At 64.9% G+C, this 18,444-nt stretch carries 17 protein-coding genes; 4 read left to right on the top strand and 13 right to left on the bottom strand.

What is annotated here, in order from left to right:
* Positions 1–81: 81 nt before the first annotated feature.
* Together PQR08_RS05980 and PQR08_RS05975 are read right to left on the bottom strand one after the other, a co-directional pair.
* The gene (locus PQR08_RS05980; protein ID WP_250485230.1) at positions 82–1,098 is read right to left on the bottom strand and encodes a hypothetical protein; all 1,017 of its coding nucleotides are present in this window, start codon (positions 1,096–1,098) and stop codon (positions 82–84) included.
* Positions 1,099–1,312: 214 nt separating this feature from the next.
* Positions 1,313–1,996: an MgtC/SapB family protein gene (locus PQR08_RS05975; RefSeq protein ID WP_187605392.1), complete on the bottom strand. Its 684-nt coding sequence runs from the start codon at positions 1,994–1,996 to the stop codon at positions 1,313–1,315.
* A 124-nt stretch (positions 1,997–2,120) separates the two neighbouring features.
* Between PQR08_RS05975 and PQR08_RS05970 the strand changes: the two genes are divergently transcribed.
* Entirely contained in the window at positions 2,121–3,233 is a 1,113-nt protein-coding gene (locus PQR08_RS05970; protein ID WP_250485229.1) for an AGE family epimerase/isomerase, read from the top strand.
* A 6-nt stretch (positions 3,234–3,239) separates the two neighbouring features.
* Here PQR08_RS05970 and PQR08_RS05965 read toward each other — a convergent pair whose 3' ends face one another.
* Positions 3,240–4,781, bottom strand: a complete 1,542-nt coding sequence (locus PQR08_RS05965; RefSeq protein ID WP_250485270.1) for a methyl-accepting chemotaxis protein — start codon at positions 4,779–4,781, stop codon at positions 3,240–3,242.
* 272 nt (positions 4,782–5,053) lie between these two features.
* Here PQR08_RS05965 and PQR08_RS05960 point away from each other — a divergent pair, with 272 nt between their 5' ends.
* On the top strand, positions 5,054–5,494 hold the full coding sequence (locus PQR08_RS05960; RefSeq protein WP_187605394.1) for a PaaI family thioesterase: 441 nt from the start codon (positions 5,054–5,056) through the stop codon (positions 5,492–5,494).
* 73 nt (positions 5,495–5,567) lie between these two features.
* Here the strand turns inward: PQR08_RS05960 and PQR08_RS05955 are convergent, their stop codons facing one another.
* Genes PQR08_RS05955 through PQR08_RS05915 form a run of 9 tightly spaced genes read right to left on the bottom strand, consistent with a single transcriptional unit; the run spans position 5,568 to position 14,303 of the window.
* Positions 5,568–6,416, bottom strand: coding sequence for an ureidoglycolate lyase (locus PQR08_RS05955; RefSeq protein WP_035502710.1), 849 nt, complete (start codon positions 6,414–6,416; stop codon positions 5,568–5,570).
* A gap of 40 nt (positions 6,417–6,456) precedes the next feature.
* Positions 6,457–7,200: an SDR family oxidoreductase gene (locus tag PQR08_RS05950; RefSeq protein WP_187605396.1), complete on the bottom strand. Its 744-nt coding sequence runs from the start codon at positions 7,198–7,200 to the stop codon at positions 6,457–6,459.
* A 52-nt stretch (positions 7,201–7,252) separates the two neighbouring features.
* Positions 7,253–8,089 carry an amidohydrolase family protein gene (locus PQR08_RS05945; protein WP_250485228.1) on the bottom strand — a complete coding sequence of 279 codons (837 nt, stop codon included), beginning with the start codon at positions 8,087–8,089 and terminating at the stop codon, positions 7,253–7,255.
* Positions 8,086–9,132 (bottom strand): aldo/keto reductase, encoded by a 1,047-nt coding sequence (locus tag PQR08_RS05940; RefSeq protein ID WP_250485227.1) that lies wholly within the window; start codon positions 9,130–9,132, stop codon positions 8,086–8,088. Before PQR08_RS05940 ends, PQR08_RS05945 begins: the two co-directional genes overlap by 4 nt.
* A gap of 24 nt (positions 9,133–9,156) precedes the next feature.
* Entirely contained in the window at positions 9,157–10,449 is a 1,293-nt protein-coding gene (locus tag PQR08_RS05935; protein ID WP_250485226.1) for a UxaA family hydrolase, read from the bottom strand.
* 9 nt (positions 10,450–10,458) lie between these two features.
* A complete protein-coding gene (locus PQR08_RS05930) occupies positions 10,459–10,776 on the bottom strand; it encodes a UxaA family hydrolase (RefSeq protein WP_035502721.1) in 318 nt (105 codons plus the stop codon).
* Between the two features lie 11 nt (positions 10,777–10,787).
* A complete protein-coding gene (locus PQR08_RS05925; protein WP_035502724.1) occupies positions 10,788–11,810 on the bottom strand; it encodes an ABC transporter permease in 1,023 nt (340 codons plus the stop codon).
* A complete protein-coding gene (locus PQR08_RS05920; RefSeq protein ID WP_250485225.1) occupies positions 11,800–13,305 on the bottom strand; it encodes a sugar ABC transporter ATP-binding protein in 1,506 nt (501 codons plus the stop codon). Before PQR08_RS05920 ends, PQR08_RS05925 begins: the two co-directional genes overlap by 11 nt.
* Positions 13,302–14,303 carry a sugar ABC transporter substrate-binding protein gene (locus tag PQR08_RS05915; protein WP_035502729.1) on the bottom strand — a complete coding sequence of 334 codons (1,002 nt, stop codon included), beginning with the start codon at positions 14,301–14,303 and terminating at the stop codon, positions 13,302–13,304. The genes PQR08_RS05920 and PQR08_RS05915 overlap by 4 nt, the downstream gene beginning before the upstream one ends.
* 220 nt (positions 14,304–14,523) lie before the next feature.
* On the opposite strand from PQR08_RS05915, the gene PQR08_RS05910 reads away from it, so the two are divergent.
* Complete coding sequence (locus tag PQR08_RS05910) at positions 14,524–15,300, top strand: IclR family transcriptional regulator (protein ID WP_408161105.1); 777 nt, start codon at positions 14,524–14,526, stop codon at positions 15,298–15,300.
* A gap of 94 nt (positions 15,301–15,394) precedes the next feature.
* Positions 15,395–15,940: a hypothetical protein gene (locus PQR08_RS05905; RefSeq protein ID WP_250485224.1), complete on the top strand. Its 546-nt coding sequence runs from the start codon at positions 15,395–15,397 to the stop codon at positions 15,938–15,940.
* On the opposite strand, the gene PQR08_RS05900 is transcribed toward PQR08_RS05905, so the two are convergent.
* On the bottom strand, positions 15,937–18,363 hold the full coding sequence (locus tag PQR08_RS05900; protein WP_250485223.1) for a bifunctional acetate--CoA ligase family protein/GNAT family N-acetyltransferase: 2,427 nt from the start codon (positions 18,361–18,363) through the stop codon (positions 15,937–15,939). The genes PQR08_RS05905 and PQR08_RS05900 overlap by 4 nt on opposite strands.
* Between the last annotated feature and the right edge of the window lie 81 nt (positions 18,364–18,444).

Genomic DNA, 18,444 nt, shown 5'->3' with positions numbered 1-18,444 from the left:
GGCGGACATCGGATGACAAGGCGAACGAAGCCGCGACACGCCGCCGCAGAGCGCGGTGTCGCGGGAATGTGACAGCGGGGATCAGCGTGCGGAGGAAATGGCGTGGTGATGCGCGTGCCGAACGTGTTTTTTAGGCGCGGAATCAGGCTGCGCGGCGCTAACCGGCTGTATCGGCGAGGCGTCCTCGGAATCGCGCGCAATTCCGGGCGCGCGTTGCATGCCGACGGTCGCGGAATCGGTGTCGAACAGCGAAGCGAGCGTCGCCTGCTGGTTGAGCATCAACTGCTCCGTGCGGTCCTGTTGCAGCTTGCCGTCGCGGCTCATGCGCAGCAGCACGGCCGTCTGCGCGATGCCGGTCGCCACCGTGACGAGCATCACGCAGACGATGATCGTCAGCATCGTCTTCATGCGACGCGAGTGCGCCGCGGCGGACGTGCGCTGCTCGGCGATCACCGCATAGAGCGCGTCGATGGTGTCCGCGAACGCCGTCGCGCGGGCGCGGTCGAGTTCGGGCGCGACGACGTCGCGGGCGCTGGCCTTCGCGAGCGGCTCAGCGGCGTTGCGTTCCCCACGATCTCCGCGATCACGTCGATCGCTCGCGATCAGCGCGGACGCGAGCACAGCCGGCGACGGCGCTGCACTCTCCGGAGCGACGCAAGTACTGATGCTCGCCGATCGCGTCGCGGTAGCGGCCATCGCGCCGGTCTTCCCGGCGGATCTACTCTCGTCCGGCCGCGGTGTATCGACATCGGGCAAATCGTCCTGAAACAGGCCCTGCGCCGGCGCGAGCGCGGTCACGCTTGCGCGCGCCGTGCGTTTCGCGACAGTGGAATCGGCCGAATTGCCTCCCGGCGACGCCGTTCCCCCATTCGATTGCACCGCCGCGAGAAACACATCCGGCAACTCGAAACCTTCGAAGGTGCCCTGGCGGATATCGGTGTTCATCGCCTGAAGATGCGCACGTTCGGCGTCTTCGGCGAACAGGTCGAGCGTTTCGCCGCCGCGCGCGCCTTCGCTCAACTGCGCGAGACGCTGCGCCGAGCGCGCGGCGCGGGCAAGCTTCTTTTCGGTATCGACACTGACTTGCGTGACCTGCACTTCATGCGTTTGCGCTGCGCGCCGGCGACGGGACGGTGCGGCCGAGTCGCCCCGGCGCGCGTCGGGATCTCTCTTTACTGCGGAATCTGGCATAGGTTCGAAAGGCGGCGGCCTCTATGGCCGGCGCACGAGGCACACCGGCGCTTCGGCGATTATTTCGAGAGGCCGCATTGTCGCATGGCCGCGTGCGCAAACCAGCATCCTGACGGCGATTTCAGGTCGCATCGTCCTCGCGAAACTCGCGCACCACGTCGAGTTGCCGCAAACGTTCGCAGATCGCCTGATATTCCATCGCCGATGCGCGCGACAATTCCACCCGTACCTCGTCCAGATCGGGCGAATCGTCGCTTTGCTGCACGACGAACTGCTTCACGCGCACGCTGCCGGGCCCGAGCGCCTCGTGCAGCGCATGAAACGAGAGCGAGCCGCGATCGACGAGCATCGTCAGTTGCCGGCGCTGCTTCACGCTGATGAAGCGGCGTTCGAGCGGCTTGATGCCCGCGAGGATGATCAGGATGATCGCCGTCGCCGCGATCGACGCCGTGTAGAGTCCGCCGCCGACCGCCAGCCCGATCGCCGCCACCGACCAGAGGCTCGCGGCCGTCGTCAGCCCGCGGACGATTTCCCCGCGCAGCAGGATCGAGCCTGCGCCGAGAAAGCCGATGCCCGACACGACCTGCGCCGCGACCCGCGACGGATCGAGCACGACGTGTTCGTACTTCAGCGCATCCGCGAAGCCGTACGCCGACACGATCATGATGAGCGCCGAACCGACGCACACGAGCATGTGCGTCCGCAGCCCGGCCGCCCATGAGAGGCGCTCGCGCTCGAAGCCGATCACGCTGCCGAGCGCGGCGGCCATCACGAGTCGCGACACCAGTTCCATATTTCCCAACATGTTTTAGTCCTCCTCGCGGTGAGAAGCCCAAAGACGCGTCGCGCTTCGGGCCGCGTTTGCTATTCTTTCCAGTTGCGTGTGCCGCGCAAGGCTGCGCGCCCCTCGAAACAATAAGAGTGTTCTCATGCAGGATCAGCAATCGAACGCTTCGTCGTTCATGCAATCGACGAACCCGAACTCCGCCGCGCAGTTGCGCGCGCATTACGCGAACACCGTGCTGCCCATATGGCGCGGGCCCGGTTTCAATGCGAGGCTCGGCCTCGCGTATGAAGCCGTCGCGCCGGGCGATCACGCGCCGCTGCCGCCCAAGCGTTATCGCGCGATGGCCTGCGCGCGCCAGCTATTCGTGTTCTCGGAAGCCGGCGATCTCGCGCACGCCGCAACGCTCTTCGAATCGCTACGGCACTATTTTCAGGACAAGCAAAACGGCGGATGGTTCTACAGCGTGGATGCAAGCGGCGCGCCGCTGGAGCGTCAAAAGGATCTCTACACGCATGCGTTCGTCGTTTTCGCGTGCGCGCATTACGCGAAGAAGAGCGGTTCCGCCGACGCCTTCGCGCTGCTCGATGAAACGTCGCGACTCATCGAAGTGCGCTTTTCGAGCGGCGGCGATCTGCTGAACGCGGTGCTTGCCGAGGATTTCGGCGCGACGATCGAAACGCCGTTGCAGAATCCGCTCATGCATCTCGCCGAAGCGTGGCTCGCCGCGCGCGACGCAACCGGCGACGCCGCCTACGACCGGCGTCTCGCGCTGCTCGCGCAATCCGTCGCGGACGCGTTCGTGCACGCGCCGAGCGGTTCCATCGCCGAATTGCCGATGGGCACGGCGGGCAACCGGCTGGAGCCGGGTCATCAGTTCGAGTGGTACTTTCTGGCGCTCGGCAGCGGACATCCCGCGTTCGAGGCGGCAGGGCTCAACGAAGGACTCGCGCGCGCGTTCGATTTCGCCCGGCAATGGGGCGTCGATAAGGAAACAGGCGGCGTGGTAGCCGCCATCGACGAAGCCGGCCATGTGATCGACGGCACGCAGCGTATCTGGGCGCAGACCGAGTATCTACGCGCGCTTGCCACGCGCGGCGATGCCGTCGGCGCGCAGATCGAGCGTTTTCGCGCGCGCTTTCTGCATGGAACCGGCTGGGTCGAATGCCGCTCGGCGCAGGGCGAGATCAGCCGCGCCGAAATGCCGTCGACGACGCCGTATCACCTCGCGACGTCGTACGCGGCGCTGCCGCTCTGAGCCCGCTCAGGCGAGCTGGAACACCGAGACAGCCGCCTTCAGTTGCCGCGTCTGCTCGTGCAGCGACGACGCGGCCGCCGCGGCCTGTTCGACGAGCGCCGCATTCTGCTGGGTCATTTCGTCCATCTGCGTGACGGCCTGATTGACCTGCTCGATGCCCACGCTCTGCTCCAATGACGACGCGCTGATCTCCGCCATCATCTGCGTGACGCGCGAAATCGACGCCGATACTTCACGCATCGCCGCGCCCGCGCGCTCGACGAGCACGGAGCCGTCGCTTACCTGCGCGACCGATTCGCCGATCAGTTCCTTGATTTCCTTCGCCGATTGCGCCGAGCGCTGCGCGAGGCCGCGCACTTCGCCCGCCACGACCGCGAAGCCGCGCCCCTGCTCGCCCGCGCGCGCCGCCTCGACGGCCGCGTTCAATGCGAGGATGTTGGTCTGGAACGCGATGCCGTCGATGACCGAGATGATCTCCGCGATCTTGTCCGAACTCGACGCGATGCCGCGCATCTTCTCGACGACATCGTCCACCACGCTCGAACCGCGCGAAGTCGCGTTCAGCGCTTCGCCCGCGAGCGTGTTCGCCTCGCGTGCGTGCTCCGCGTTCTGACGCACCGTCGCCGTCAGCTCTTCCATGCTCGATGCGGTTTCTTCGAGCGAAGCCGCCTGATTCTCCGTGCGCGCGGACAGATCGGCGTTGCCGCTCGCGATTTCATCGGCGCCGAAGTTGATGGAATCGGACGTCTCGCGCACGGTCTTCACGGTGCTCGCGACGCTTGCCTGCATGGTCGCGAGTCCCGCGAACAGGCGGCCGATCTCGTTCGTGCCGCGATCTTCGATGCGCTCGTCCAGACGCCCGTTCGAAATGCGCTCGAAATGGCGGCCCGCTTCCTCCAGCGGCTGAATCACGCCACGGCGCAGCGCGACGTGCACGAGCGCGATCCCCGCGACGAGCGCCACCAGAATTACGATGCCCACCGCGCGGAACCACGCATAACGCGTGTCGATCGACGAGAGATAGCCGCGTCCCGCTTCATCGCCGAAATTGACGAAGTTCTGCTGTTCCGCGAGATAGCGGTCCTGGAAACCCTGCGTCGGCTGATCGAGGAACGCCTGGATATTGCCGGCGTCGAGATACTGGACGAGTTCGCTCAGCGCCTTCGAATATTCGGCGTATTTCGCCTGGAGCGCGGTCGTGCGCGCGGTGTTTTCCTCGCCGGTCTTCGGCGCGTTCAGGAACGCGGTGAACGACTTGTCGGCCGCCGCGATCTGCTCGCGCGCGTGCTGAACGATTTCCGTCGGCTCGGTGCCGCCGCGCACCATGCGCGTGCCCGCGCGCGAAAGGTTGATGCGCGCATCCATCAGATGCTGCGTGGTCTTGTTGACCGCGTTGACCTGCTTCAAGGCGATATCGGACAGGCTGCCGACATCGTCATGCGTACGCGAGAGCGACCAGAAGCCGAGCCCTTCGGTCACCAGCTGAAAGAGACAGAACACCACCAGTACTGCGAGCAAACCCGATGAAACCTTGATCTTTCCGAACATCACTTGCACCCACGCTTTCCGAAATGAGGCCCGCCAGTGCGGGGACAGTGCGGGTTTACGGCAGTCGCGCCGAAAAGCTTGAATCGTTTGCCCGAAGGCGGGTCTATGCGGATGCATCCAATGCGAAGCCCTTCGCGCGACTTCATCGGCGCGGCGTGCAGGTCAGCCAAAACGCACCATTGCACATTTTTTGCCGGACTTCCTTGCAGTGCGCGCGAACGCTTCCTATTGTCTTTGCAGGACGGCACCGAACCCACCCAAGGAGTGTCCGAATGGCCGAAATCGTCGATATCGCGCGCGGTGCGCTGAATGCGCAACCGTTCAGCGCCTTGCTCGGAACCAAGCTGATGCAGGTCGATTCAGCGAGTCTCACGCTGTGCCTGACCATCAGGGATGAGCTAAGGCAACAACACGGCTTCGTACACGGCGGGGTGGTGAGTTATCTCGTGGACAACGCGCTGACCTTCGCGGGCGCGCTGCGCCTCGGGCCGAAGGTCGTCACGGGCGAGTACAAGATCAACTATCTGCGTCCGGCCGTGTCGGGCACGCTGATGGCCCGCGCCCGCGTCGTCCATGCGGGCATGACGCAGGCGACCTGCCAGTGCGACGTCTTCGTCACCGACGGCGGCGCCGAGCGGCTCGTCGCGGTCGCGCAGGGCACGATCACGCGCATCAGCGAAGGCGTCCCCGCCGAACCGGTATTTCACGCCTGATTCTTCAATCTCCGTCCTCCAACGCAAAAAACCTCGCCGCGGCGAGGTTTTTTGTTGGCTGTGCGCGTGCGCGTTACTGCGCGGCGACGGTCTTCTGCGTCTGCTCGCCGAGTCCCTGAATGCCCAGGCGCACCGTCTGGCCGGCCTTCAGATACACCGCGTTCGGCTTCACGCCCATGCCGACGCCCGGCGGCGTGCCCGTCGAAATGACGTCGCCCGGCTGCAGGCTCATCACCTTCGACAGATACGCGACCAGTTGCGCGACCGTGAAGACCATCGTCTTCGTGTTGCCGTTCTGATAGCGCTTGCCGTCGACTTCGAGCCACAGATCGAGCTTCTGCGGATCGGCGACTTCGTCCTTCGTGACGAGCCACGGGCCGATCGGGCCGAACGTGTCGAAGCCCTTGCCCTTGTCCCATTGCGTGCCGTGCTCGAGCTGCCATTCGCGCTCGGAGACATCGTTGATCACGCAATAGCCCGCGACGTAATCGAGCGCGTTCGCTTCGTCGACGTACTTCGCTTCCTTGCCGATCACGACGCCCAGTTCGACTTCCCAGTCGGTCTTGACCGAGTTGCGCGGAATTTCGACGTCGTCGTCCGGGCCGTTGATCGCGCTCGTCCATTTGTTGAAGATGACCGGCTCGGTCGGCACCGGCAGATTCGATTCGGCGGCGTGATCCGCATAATTCAGCCCGATGCACACGAACTTGCCGACACGCCCCACGCACGGCCCGATGCGCGGCTTGCCGTCGACCACGGGCAGCGACGCGATATCGGTTGCGCGCAGTTTCGCCAGGCCCGCTTCGGTCAGCGTCGCGCCCGCGATGTCATCGACGACCTTCGACAGGTCGCGAATCTGGCCCTCGGCGTCCAGCAGACCCGGTTTTTCCTGACCCTTGGGGCCGTAACGAAGCAGTTTCATCTGGTTTGATCCTCCTGGTTCGGAAAAAGAATGAGGGCGGTCAGTTCGACCAGCCGCCATCGATGACATGAATCTGGCCCGTCGTGAACGACGATTCGTCCGACCCGAGATAGAGCGCCAGCGCCGCGATCTCTTCGGCGCGGCCGACGCGCCCCATCGGCTGGCGCGCGACGAACGCCGCCTGAATCTGATCGACGCTCGCGCCCTGCGCCTTCGCCTGCTCCGCGATGCGGTCCTTCAGCGACGGCGATTCCACCGTGCCGGGACAGATCGCGTTGCAGCGGATGCCGCGCGTGACGAAATCGGCGGCGACGGACTTCGTCAGCCCGATCACGGCCGCCTTCGACGCACCGTACACGAAGCGGTTCGGCACGCCCTTCACGCTCGACGCCGCCGACGACATGTTGATGATCGAGCCGCCGCCTTTTTCCAGCATCTTCGGCAGGAACGCGCGAATCGTACGATACATCGCCTTCGCGTTCAGATCGAAGGCGAAATCCCAGTCGTCCTCGCTGGCTTCGAGAATCGAGCCGGCGTGCACGTAGCCCGCGCAGTTGAAGAGCACGTCGATCGCGCCGATTTCGTCGGCCAGCGCGTTGATCGCCTGCGGATCGCGCACGTCGAGCCGATGTACGTCGAAAGACTTCCCCTCGAGCGATTCCGTGCGGATATCCGTCGCGATCACGCGCGCGCCCTGCGCTGCGAAAAGCTCGGCCGTCGCGAGCCCGATGCCTTGTCCCGCCGCCGTGATCAGCGCCGTCTTGCCTGCCAGTCTTTGTACCATCTACTGCTCCAGTCGAAAGTGTTTTTGAGACATGCCGGGTATATCAGCCGTTTCAGAGACGGTAGAACGCGCGGGCGTTCGCGCCGAAAATCCCGGCCTGATCGGGTTTTTCGAGATGCGACGTGAGGTTTTGGGCCGTGCTGTGCCATGCAGTGTAACTGCCGTTCATGTCGAGCACGGGCCAGTCGCTGCCCCACATCAGACGCTCGGAGCCGAAATGTTCGAGAAGATGCGCGACGTAGGGTTTCAAGGTTTCGTCGGTCCAGTTTTCACCGGATTCGGTCGCGAGGCCGGAGAGCTTGCAATGAAGTCTTTGCGGCAAGGCGGCGAGTTGCGCGATGCCATCGGCCCAGGGTTGCCAGTCTGATGCGAGGCCATCGCGGATCGGTGGCTTCGCGCCATGATCGACCACGACGCGCAAGCTCGGATATCGCTCCACGAATTCGATCAACGAGGGCACATGCCGCGCGAAGATCAACGCGTCGAAGGCGAGATCGAGGTCGATGAGGCGCTCGATCGCGTCCTCGCGCGGCGCGTGTGCGATCCACGTATCGTCGGGCAGGTCCTGCAGCATCGGGCGCACGGCTTTGAACTTCGGCTCGCGTGCGAATTCGTCGATGAACTTCGGTGCATCGGGCGAATCGAGCGGAACCCAGCCGACGACACCCGCGATCGATTCGTCATCGCGCGCGAGGTCGAGCAGATAGCGCGTTTCGTCGAGCGTCGGCGCAGCCTGAACGACGACGGTTCGTTGAACACCGACCGCCTCGCGAAGCGGCGCGAGATCGTCGGGACCGAATACGCGAAAGAGCGGCTTCATGTCCGGCGTGAGCCATCCATAGTCGCCGCGCGATGGATCCCAGTAATGCTGATGCGAGTCGATATTCATCGCGGCACCGGCGCGTTCGCCTGAAGCAGACCTTCTGCGCGCAACGCGTCCCATAGCGCAGGCGGAATCGGCGTCGCGAACGATGCCGCGTTTTCGCGCACTTCATCCGGCGTGCGCGCGCCCATCAGCACCGTGGCCACGACTTTATGCGCATAAGGAAACTGGATGGCCGCGGCCGCCAGCGCGACGCCATGCGCACGGCATACACGCTCCAGTTTGCCGACGCGCTCGACGATGTCCTTCGGCGCATCGCCGTAGTTGAACTTGAGATCGCCGTGCGCGTTGGCATCGAGACCGCGCGCGAGAATGCCCGAGTTGAACGCGCCGCCGAGCAGGATACTCACGCCGCGTTTTTCGCATTCGGGCAGAAGATCGTCGAGCGTGTTTTGTTCGAGCAGCGTGTAGCGGCCTGCGAGCAATGCGCAGTCGATATCGAATTCGGCCATCGCTTCCATCACCGCCGCGCCTTCGTTCACGCCGAGGCCCACCGCCTTCACGCCGCGCGACTTCTTCAACTCTTCGAGCGCGCGAAAACCGCCTTCGTCGGTGAGTTGCTTCCAGTACTGGGCGTTCTTCTCGCCATGCGTGACGCGACCGATGTCGTGAATCAGCACGATGTCGATATCGATCATGCCGAGCCGCATCTGGCTGTCTTCGAACGAGCGGATGATGCCGTCGTAGGTGTAGTCGTAGATCGCCTGGAAGGGCAGCGGCGCGGCCCAGCCTTCGCTGCCGTCGTCGGGCGTCGTGCGCGGGACGAAGCGCCGGCCGACTTTCGTCGAGATGACGAAATCGCCGCGCGGATGGCGCCGCAGGGCATCGCCCAGACGATGCTCCGCCTTCGTGTGACCATAGTGCGGCGCGGTATCGAAGCAGCGGATGCCGGCGTGCCACGCGGCATCGACGGTTGCGCGCGCCTCGTCTTCCGTCAGTTCGTGATACAGCCCGCCGAGCGGCGCGGTGCCGAGCGACAGCGCCGTGACTTCCAGCGCCGTGCGGCCGATCTTGCGCCGGCGCGAAACTGCCTGCGTGTCTCCAGTCATGTGTGCGACCCTCAGTCGATACGTTCAGTTTGAAACGATCTCCACGGTGCGAGACGCCACAGTAACGCGTCCCGTGCCGCCGGGCAAACACGCGGGCCCAACCGGTTCGAAGGTTTTGTAAGTCAGGATGAATTCCTGATGCCCGAGCGCCTCCGACTTCGACGCCGCGCCCGCCGCCACCGCAACCGTGACATCGAAAACTTCGCGCCCTACTTCGTCGAGCGTCGCGCGGCCTTCGAGGATACGGCCGGCGTCGACGTCCATGTCGCCGGACAGATTGCGATACGTCGATGGATTCGCGCAAACCTTGATGACCGGCGATATCGCCGAGCCGACCACCGAGCCGCGCCCCGTCGTGAAGAGGATGACGTGACAGCCGCACGCGATCAGCTCGCCGATCTCCGCGTTGTCGCTGATATTGGGAAAGCCGAAGCGCGGTTCGCCATCGGGAACGACATCGAGCAGATAGAGCCCGCCCGTCGGCGGCACATCGCCCGGCTTGATGATGCCGACGATCGGCGACGCGCCGCTCTTCGAATACGCGCCGAGCGATTTCTCTTCCTGCGTCGTCAGCCCGCCGTCCGCATTGCCGACGGAGAAGGAGCCGTGGCCCATCGTCGTGTAATAGCGCGCGGCCTTCTGCACGCATTCGACGATCGCGTCGCCGAGTTCGGGCCGCGCCGCGCGGCGCTTCATATGGAATTCGCAGCCGACGAGCTCGCCCGTTTCCTCGAAGACGCACGACGCGCCCGCATCGATGAACGCATCGAATGCGCGGCCCACCGCCGGATTCGCCGTGATGCCGCTCGTGCCGTCCGAGCCGCCGCAAATCGTGCCGACGATCAGTTCGTCGAGCGCCATCGGCACCTTCTGTTGCGCCGCGAGCGTCGCGCGCGCCTCGCACACCCAGTCGAGTCCGTTCTGGATCGTGCTGCGCGTGCCGCCTTTTTCCTGGATCGTCAGCACGGCGGCGGGGCGCCCGCTCGCGCGCACGGCATCGGCGAGATAGTGCTTGTTCATGCTCTCGCAACCGAGCGATACGAACAGCACCGCGCCGACGTTCGGATGCGTGCAGATGCGCTCCAGCATTTTTTCGGCGTAGCTGTTCGGATAGCAGCCCGGAAAGCCGATCAGATGTACGGGCGATTCGGCTTGAGGATCGAAGGAATCGAAATCATCGAACGATGGCCGGAAATGCGTGACGATCTCGCGCGCGACGTGATGCGCGCATTCGACGAGATACGCCACCGCGACGACATTGCGGATGCCCTTCCTGCCATCCGCGCGGAGATAGCCTTGCAGTGCGGGACTGTTCATGAGTGTTCTTCAGTGCTGTACGTAAGCGTGCCCGGCGTCGTGCGTATATGTCGGGATGTAGTCGCTTTCCAGATTGTGCGTATGCAGATGCTCGCCGCACGCGACATCGGCATTCACGTGGCCGATGATCGCGCCGTAGCGCAGCACCTTTTCGTCCTTCGACAACGCCCGCCGCGCGAGCTTGTGCGCGAGTTCGATGGTCGTCGCGAGCGTGACGGACTCGCCTTCGATCATCAGCGTTTCGCCAGCCGGCAAACGCGCGCCGGCGATCAGGCAGTTGTCTTCCGGACTCAGCAGAATGAGGCGCGGGTCGGTGGTTTTTTGCATCGTCGATATCGTCAGTTTTGCGCTTCGCCGCCCGCGATTCGCGCGACCATCAGCGAGCCGAGGATGATCGCGCCGTAGATCGCCTGAATCCAGAACGAAGGAACTTGCGCAAGTGTCAGGAGGTTTTGCACGACGCCCAGCAGCAAAACCCCCGACAGTGCGCCGAGCATCGTGCCCTTGCCGCCATCGAGCGAGATGCCGCCGATGACCGCCGCGGCGAACACCGTGAAGATCATGCCGTTGCCCTGATTCGCGTTGATCGCGCCGACATAGCCCGTGACGACCAGCCCGCCGATCGACGCGAGCACGCTGCCCAGAACGAACACGCCCCACGTGATGCGCTCGACGCGAATGCCCGCCGCGCGCGCCGCTTCCGGATTGCCGCCGATCGCGTAGAGCGCGCGTCCGAGGCGGTGGTAGCGCAGCATGAACGCGGCGGCCGCGAACGCCGCCGCCGCGAGCCACACGGAGACGGGCAGGCCGAGCACGAGCGTCGTCGCGAGCGTGAAGAACGACGGCGGCATGTCGAACAGCGTGCCGCCCTTCGTCGCGCCGACGAGCATCCCGCGCAACACGATCAGCATCGCGAGCGTGACGATGAACGCGTTCAGGCGCAGCCGCACGACCAGAAAGCCGTTGACGAAGCCGATCAGCGCGCCGACCACCACGATCGCCGCGAGACCGGCGGCAGCCGGCCACTCGAGACCGAAGCCCGCCGATGCCGCGGGCATCACGAGCATCGCGCCGACGGCGGGCGCGATGCCGACCGTCGATTCGAGCGACAAATCGAACTTGCCCGTCAGCACGATCAGCGATTCGGCGAGCACGACGAGCGCGAGCGCCGCCGACGCGCCGAGAATGCTGATCAGATTCGCCTGCGTCAGAAAGCTCGGGCTGACGAACGCGCCGATCGCGAGCAGCAGCGCGAGTGCGGGCAAAAGCGCGAGATCGCGAAACCGCGCGAGCTCGATGCGCGGACGCTGACGCTGCATCGGCAGGCCGGCCATCGCGGAACTGGAAACGTCATGCTTCATGGAGACTCACTCCTTCGACGGATGCGATGAGTTCATGGTCCTGCCAACCGGCAGGGAATTCGGCGGCGATCGCGCCACGGAACATCACGAGGACGCGGTCGCAGGTGCGCAGATCGTCGAGTTCGCCGGAGACGACGAGCACCGCCTTGCCTTCCTCGCGCACGCGTTCGACGACGCCGAGCAGCGCTTCCTTCGATTTCACGTCTACGCCCGCGGTCGGATCGATGAGCACGAGCACGTTCGGATCGGTCGCAAGCGCGCGCGCCATCACCACTTTTTGCTGATTGCCGCCCGACAGGCCCGACACGACATGCTCCGGCCCTTGCGTCTTGATGCCGAGCGCCGCGATCATGCGGCGCCCGAACGCGTTCTTCTTCGCCGGCGACGCGATGCCGAAGCGCCCGAGCGTGCGCGCGATCGTCATCGATGCGTTCTCCGCGACGGACTGCGTGAGCACGAGACCTTCGCGATGCCGGTCCTTCGGTACGCAACCGACGCCGCTCGCCAATGCGCCGGGCACTTCGCCGGGCGTAAGCGTGCGGCCGTCGACGGCGATCGTGCCGCTGCGTTGCGCCTTCAATCCGGCGATGGCTTCCGCGACGCTCGTGCGACCGCTCGTCGTCGCGCCCGTCAGGCCGATGACTTCGCCGCGTCGCACGTCGAAGCTGACGTCGTCGTAGTCGCCGCCCGAGAGCGCGGACACGGAAAGCGCGATCGGTGCATCGGCGGGCAACGGCGTACGCGTTGCTGCATCGGTGACGGCGAGACCGCCCTTTTCGCCCGTCATCGCTTCGATCAGCTTGTCGCGCGGCAACGCCGATACCGGCGCGCTGACGATATGCCGCGCATCGCGCAGCACGGTCACCGCCTGACAGATTTCGTACACCTCCTGCAAGTGATGGGAAATGAACAGGAAAGTGACACCTTCTGTCTGCAACTCTTCGATACGCCTGAAGAGACGCTTGATTTCGTCGCCGTCCAACTGTGCAGTAGGCTCGTCGAGGATGATGAAGCGCGCGCCGTACGACAGCGCCCGCGCGATCTCGACGAGTTGCCGCGCCTCGACGGTCAGATCGCCGGCGCGCGCGTCCTCGCGCACATCGATCTTCCAGTGATCGAGCAAGGCACGAGCGTCACGGCGCATCGTGCGCCAATCGATCACGCCGCCGCGCCGATGTTGCCGGTTGATGAACAGGTTCTCGGCGACCGACAACTCGCGGATGATCGTCGAATGCTGATAAACGCACGCGACGCGCTCGCGCCAGCCATCGCGATCCGCGAGCGGCGGCGCGGGCTCGCCGCCGAAGCGGATCTCGCCGGCGTCGGGACGGCGCAAGCCGGTGATCATCGAGACGAGCGTCGACTTGCCCGCGCCGTTGCGCCCGACGAGCGCGTGCGACTCGCCGGGCAGAACGCGCATCGTGACGTCCGACAGCGCCGCCGTCGAACCGTAGCGCTTGGTCAGCCCACGCGCTTCCACCACGGGCGCGCTCATTTGATGTTGTTGCCCCAGAGGGACTTGTCGTCGACGTTGGCTTTCGTCACGAGCGGCGCGGGCAACTGGTCTTCCAGAATGCCGGGCGCGCGCTGGACGATCGTGCTGCCGTGATCCGTCGGGCCGGGCTTGAAGGTCTGTCCGGCGAGCGCCGCCTTGATATAGAAGAGGCCGTACTTCGCGTACAGATCGGCGGGCTGCGAGATGGTCGCGTCGATTTCGCCGCGGCGGATCGCATCGTATTCCTGCGGGATGCCGTCATTGCTCACGATCACGATGTGCTTCGGATCGCCCGCCTTGACGAGCAGTTGCTTGCGCCGCAGCGTCTGGAGCGTCGGCGACAGATAGACGCCGCCCGCCTGCATGTAGATCGCCTTCACATCGGGATTCGCCGTCAGCAGGCTGTCGAGCGCGGTCGCGGCGGCGTCGCCCTTCCATGCGGCCGGGATTTCCAGAAGACTCAGCGACGGATATTTCTTCAGGCACTCGCGGAACGCCTCGGACCGGTCGCGGCCGTTCACCGACGCCAGATCGCCCATGATCTGCACGACCTTGCCCGACTTCACATGCTCGCCGATGTACTCGCACGACTTCGAGCCGTACGCGCGGTTGTCGGCGCGCACGACCATCGCGACCTTGCCCTGCGTCGGCGCGACATCCACCGCGACGACCGGCACGCTCTTCGCCGACGATGCATCGAGCGCCCGGCTGATCGCCGCCGAATCCAGCGGCCCGACGACGATGCCCTTCGCGCCGAGGTTCAGCAGGCTGTTCATGTCGGTGATCTGCTGCGCGGGGTCGCCGTTCGAATTGACGGGCGCGAGGATGTCGAGGCCCATCTCCTTCGCGTATTTCGGCAGGTAGTTGTTGTACGACTGCCAGAACGGCGATGTCAGCAGCGGCAGGCCGAGGCCGACTTTGCCGCTCTCGGCTGCGTGCGCGAGGCCGATGGTGCCGATCGCGGCGATGGCGACGGCGAGTGTCTTCGTGAATCTCATGCGTTTGTCTCCTGATGTGTGCGGTTCTTCGTGACTGCGACGTGGGGCTTCGGGAAACTGCCGGTGCATCTATTCATCAGTGAACGTATTATTCATATACGCACAAACCGAAGTCAAGGACGACGCGCGGCGAAACCGGTCGGTAATTTCCCTAGCCGGTTTTCGTCGACTGACAGAAGGCTTAAACTCGCGCGAATTCATGAACCGACCCAGACAGCCCATGGACGTGGAAGACAACGACGCTGACCGCTATCGCGCGCCCGCCCTCGACAAGGGGCTCGATATCCTGGAATTGCTTTCGGAGCAGAAGTCGGGACTCACGCGCGCGGAAATCACGAAGATGCTCGGGCGCAACGCGAGCGAGATGTATCGGATGCTGGAGCGGCTGGTCGCGCGACAGTACGTGGTGCGCTCGCCCGAGGGCGATCGCTATTCGCTGAGCCTCAAGCTCTATGCGCTCGCGCATCGTCATCCGCCGATGAACCGGTTGATCTCCGAAGCGTTGCCGGTGATGCAGCGTTTCGCCGACGGGGCGGAGCAGTCGGTGCATCTCGCCGTCTACGATCGCGGCAATCTGCTCGTCATCGCGCAGGTGGATGGCCCCGGCACGTGGGGCATTTCGGTGCGGCTCGGCTCGCGCGTCGGCCTGATCGACACCGGCTCGGGCCGCGTGATGCTCGCGTTCCAGACCGAGGAGCAGCGCGAGCACATGCTCGCGGAGCACACCAAGGTCAAAGGCGAGCTTGCGCTGGATCGCGCCGTGCTCGACGCCGACTACGAACGGATTTGCGAACTCGGCTATTCGCAGAAGGGAAGTCAGCAGACCTTCGGCGTGACGGACGTGACCTTTCCGCTGCTCGGGCCGTCGGGCCAGGCGATCGCCGCCCTCACCTGCCCATATATGCGACGTATCGATGAATACGTGGCGCCGTCGATCGACGACGTCACGGCATTGCTGAGAGACGCCGCGGCATCGCTTTCGATGATGCACGACTGAACGGCGCGGGCGTCGCGCGTTAGAATGGCGGCCCTCTCAAAAAGCCGGCGCGCTGCGTACAGCGTGCCGGCGTGTTCAATTCGACGCACTCCCGATGGCGAAACTCCTTTCCGATTCCGAATTCCTCCGATTCACCGAACTTCAGCAAAAGCAGGCGAACTTCACTATCTCGTCCGACGAAGCCGATGAGCTGCGCGAGATCGTCGCGCGTGCGCAGAAGACGCGCGACGATCGCGCGGCCGCGATGCAGGCGATCGAAACGTATATCGCGCAATTCGACATCACGCCCGACGAGCTTTTCTCGGCCGAGCAGATCGGCGATGCAGCGCGCACCTTCGGCCTGATTCCCGCCGCGAAGAAAGAGCGCATGCTGCCGCCGCAACTGACGCACAACGGCAAGCCCTATCAGTGGACGTCGCGCGCGCTGCCCGATGACATCCGCGTGCCGCTCTTCGACGCGTTCACGTCGGGTCAATCGGTCAAGCCGTTCATCGCGACATTGAAGGACACGTCGCGTTGCGCATTGACGATCGCGCGGCTCGAAAAGGAAACAGGAAGTACGTACGCCGAAGCATTGCTCGACGAGCTTTCGCTGTCGCGCGCCCAGATCGACGAAGCGCTGACGAAGCTCGCGGCCTAATCCGCGCGCGGCTGTGCTGGTGCATCGCACAGTCGCATCCTGAAACCGACGACCCCCGGATCTTCGGTCTTCGTCAACTCGAAACCAGTATTGCGTGCGAGCGCGATCATGCCGGCGTTCTCGCGCAAGGCTTCCCCGACCATCCAGCGCGTGCCGCGCTTCTTCGCGTAATCGATGATGCGCGACAGCAGCAGCGAACCCAGTCCCCTCCCCTTCATATCCGAGCGTGCGGCCACGGCGAACTCGGCGGTCTCGTTGTCGGGATCCGCAATCGCGCGCGCGACGCCGAGCGTCTCGCCCGTGCCTTCGCCATTCGCCCGCGTGACGATCAGCGCCATCTCACGGTCGTAGTCGATCTGCGTCATGCGCGCGAGTTGCGAGTGATCGAAGCTGCGCACGGCGCCGAAGAAACGCAGACGCAAATCTTCGGCGGTATTGGCGGCGACGAAAGCCGCATGCGCCTCTTCGTCTTCGGGGCGAATCGGCCGCACGGTGACGCGCATACCGCGCCAGTCGAGCGTCTCTTCGAGGCAGCGCGGATACGGCACGATTGCAAGCGGCTTGCGATGCGCGCCGAGCGTGAGCTGCGGCTCGTGAACGGCAACCGAATCGCGCGTGACGCGCAGGGTGAGTCGCAGCGCAACGATTTCCTCGACATAGCAAACCAGTTGCGATAGCGCGGTCAGCGCGTTGAGCAGCGTCTCGGCGGGCAGCTCGCGCGAGCGCGGCGAACGCATGACGAGATCGCGCGCCAGCACGGGATTGAGCGGCGGTAACGCGAACTCGTGAAGCGCGTCCGCGAGTCCGAGCGCGCCCTCGGCTCTGAATTCGAACACTGGACCGAACACGCGATGATTGAGCAGCCGCGTCTGAATTTCGACGGCGTCGCTCGTGAGCGAGTCGGGCGGTCCCGGCTTCACCGTGATGCCGAAGCGACCGAACACGCGCGCCGCACGTTCGCCATTCAATTCGGCGATGCCGTTTTCGAGTGCGCTGCGAATCTCGCATTGCGCGGCATCGATCTCTTCCGGAATGTCGACGGGGAGGCCGTCGGGGGTTTGCATCAACAGTTCGCGGCCTTGCCGGAAATCGACGAGGCGCGCGAAACCGCGTGCAAGCCGATGCGGCGTCGTGTGCACCGGAATGCCGTTCGCGTGCAGTTCGTCGCGTGTGGCCGCATCGACGCAACCGAAAAAGCACGCCAGCAATCCACGATAGGCGTGACGCCGCTCGGCGATCAAGATGCGCGCGACGTCCGCGACGGGCGCGCTGTGCGTCGGCGCATGCACGACGAACACGGTGCCGGTTTCGCGATGCGATGCGAGCGCTTCGAGCGCGGCGCCGAAGTCGGCGGGTGTGGCATCGTCGCCGAGAAGAAGCGGGTTGCCCGCACGGGCGCGAGGCAGCGCGGCGGCAACGGCATCGCGCGCGGCGGTCGGCCAATGCGCGAGGTCATCGCCCGACGCGCTGAACGCGTCCTGCGCGAGCGTCGCGACGCCGCGGTCGCTCGTGATGACGGTCGCGACATCGCTCGCCGCCACGCGGCCGATGCCGAGCGTTTCGATTTCGTCGAGCAGGTCGTCGAGTGAGTCGACACGGACGAGTCCGGCACGACGGAAGGCCGCGCCATAGAGACGATCGAACGGATCGTCGCGACCGGTGCGAAGCACGAGCACAGGTTTATTTCGCGCCGCGGCGCGCGCGGCAGACATGAACTTGCGCGCCGAGCGGACGGTTTCTATGGCGAGCAGGATTGCACGCGTCGATGCATCGCTCGCGAGGAAGTCGAGGATGTCGCCGGAATCGACATCGGCTTCATCACCGAGCGCGACGATGCGCGAGAATCCGAGCCCACGCGCGCGCGCCCAGCCCAGAACGCCGTTCGTCAGCGCGTTCGATCCGGATACCCACGCGACGCCGCCAGATTTGACGCTGCATGCGGGCGCGCCGAGACATGCGCCTATCGCGGGCGTCACCACACCGAGACTGGCAGGCCCGATGATGCGCACGAGGAAAGGACGCGCGGCCGCGAGCGTACGAACGGTCCATTCATCCGCTTCGCCGGTGAACGATTGCTGCTTGTCCGGCGATGATGACGCCCTTCCTCGCTGCGTCGCTTCGCCGACGATCACCACCGCTTTCGTTCCACGCCGGCCCAGACGCTCGACCAGGTCCGGCCACGTCCGCGGACGTGTGCAGAGCACGGCGACGCTCGGTGCTTCGGGCAGGTCATCGACGTCCGCATACACGGTCTCGCCGCCCAGCGATTCATGCTTCGGATTGACCGGCCAAAGAGCGCCTTTGAATCCAGCGCACTGAGTCCGCGTCCATACCATCTCGCCGATGCTGCCCACGCGCGACGAAGCCCCCACGATAGCGATCGATTTCGGCGCGAACAGAATATCCAGGTTGCGAACGGTCATGACGGCTCCGGCGCGAGCGGCAGTTGGGTCAGCGCTTAGGATAGGCGATTTTGTTTTGGGGGTGATGGCTGAGATTGAGCT

Source organism: Caballeronia jiangsuensis (genome assembly GCF_046030135.1).
In the GTDB taxonomy this organism is placed as follows: Bacteria; Pseudomonadota; Gammaproteobacteria; order Burkholderiales; family Burkholderiaceae; genus Caballeronia; species Caballeronia jiangsuensis.
The sequence above is the reverse complement of the archived record's forward strand: the minus strand, read 5'-3'. Positions and strand labels throughout refer to the sequence as shown.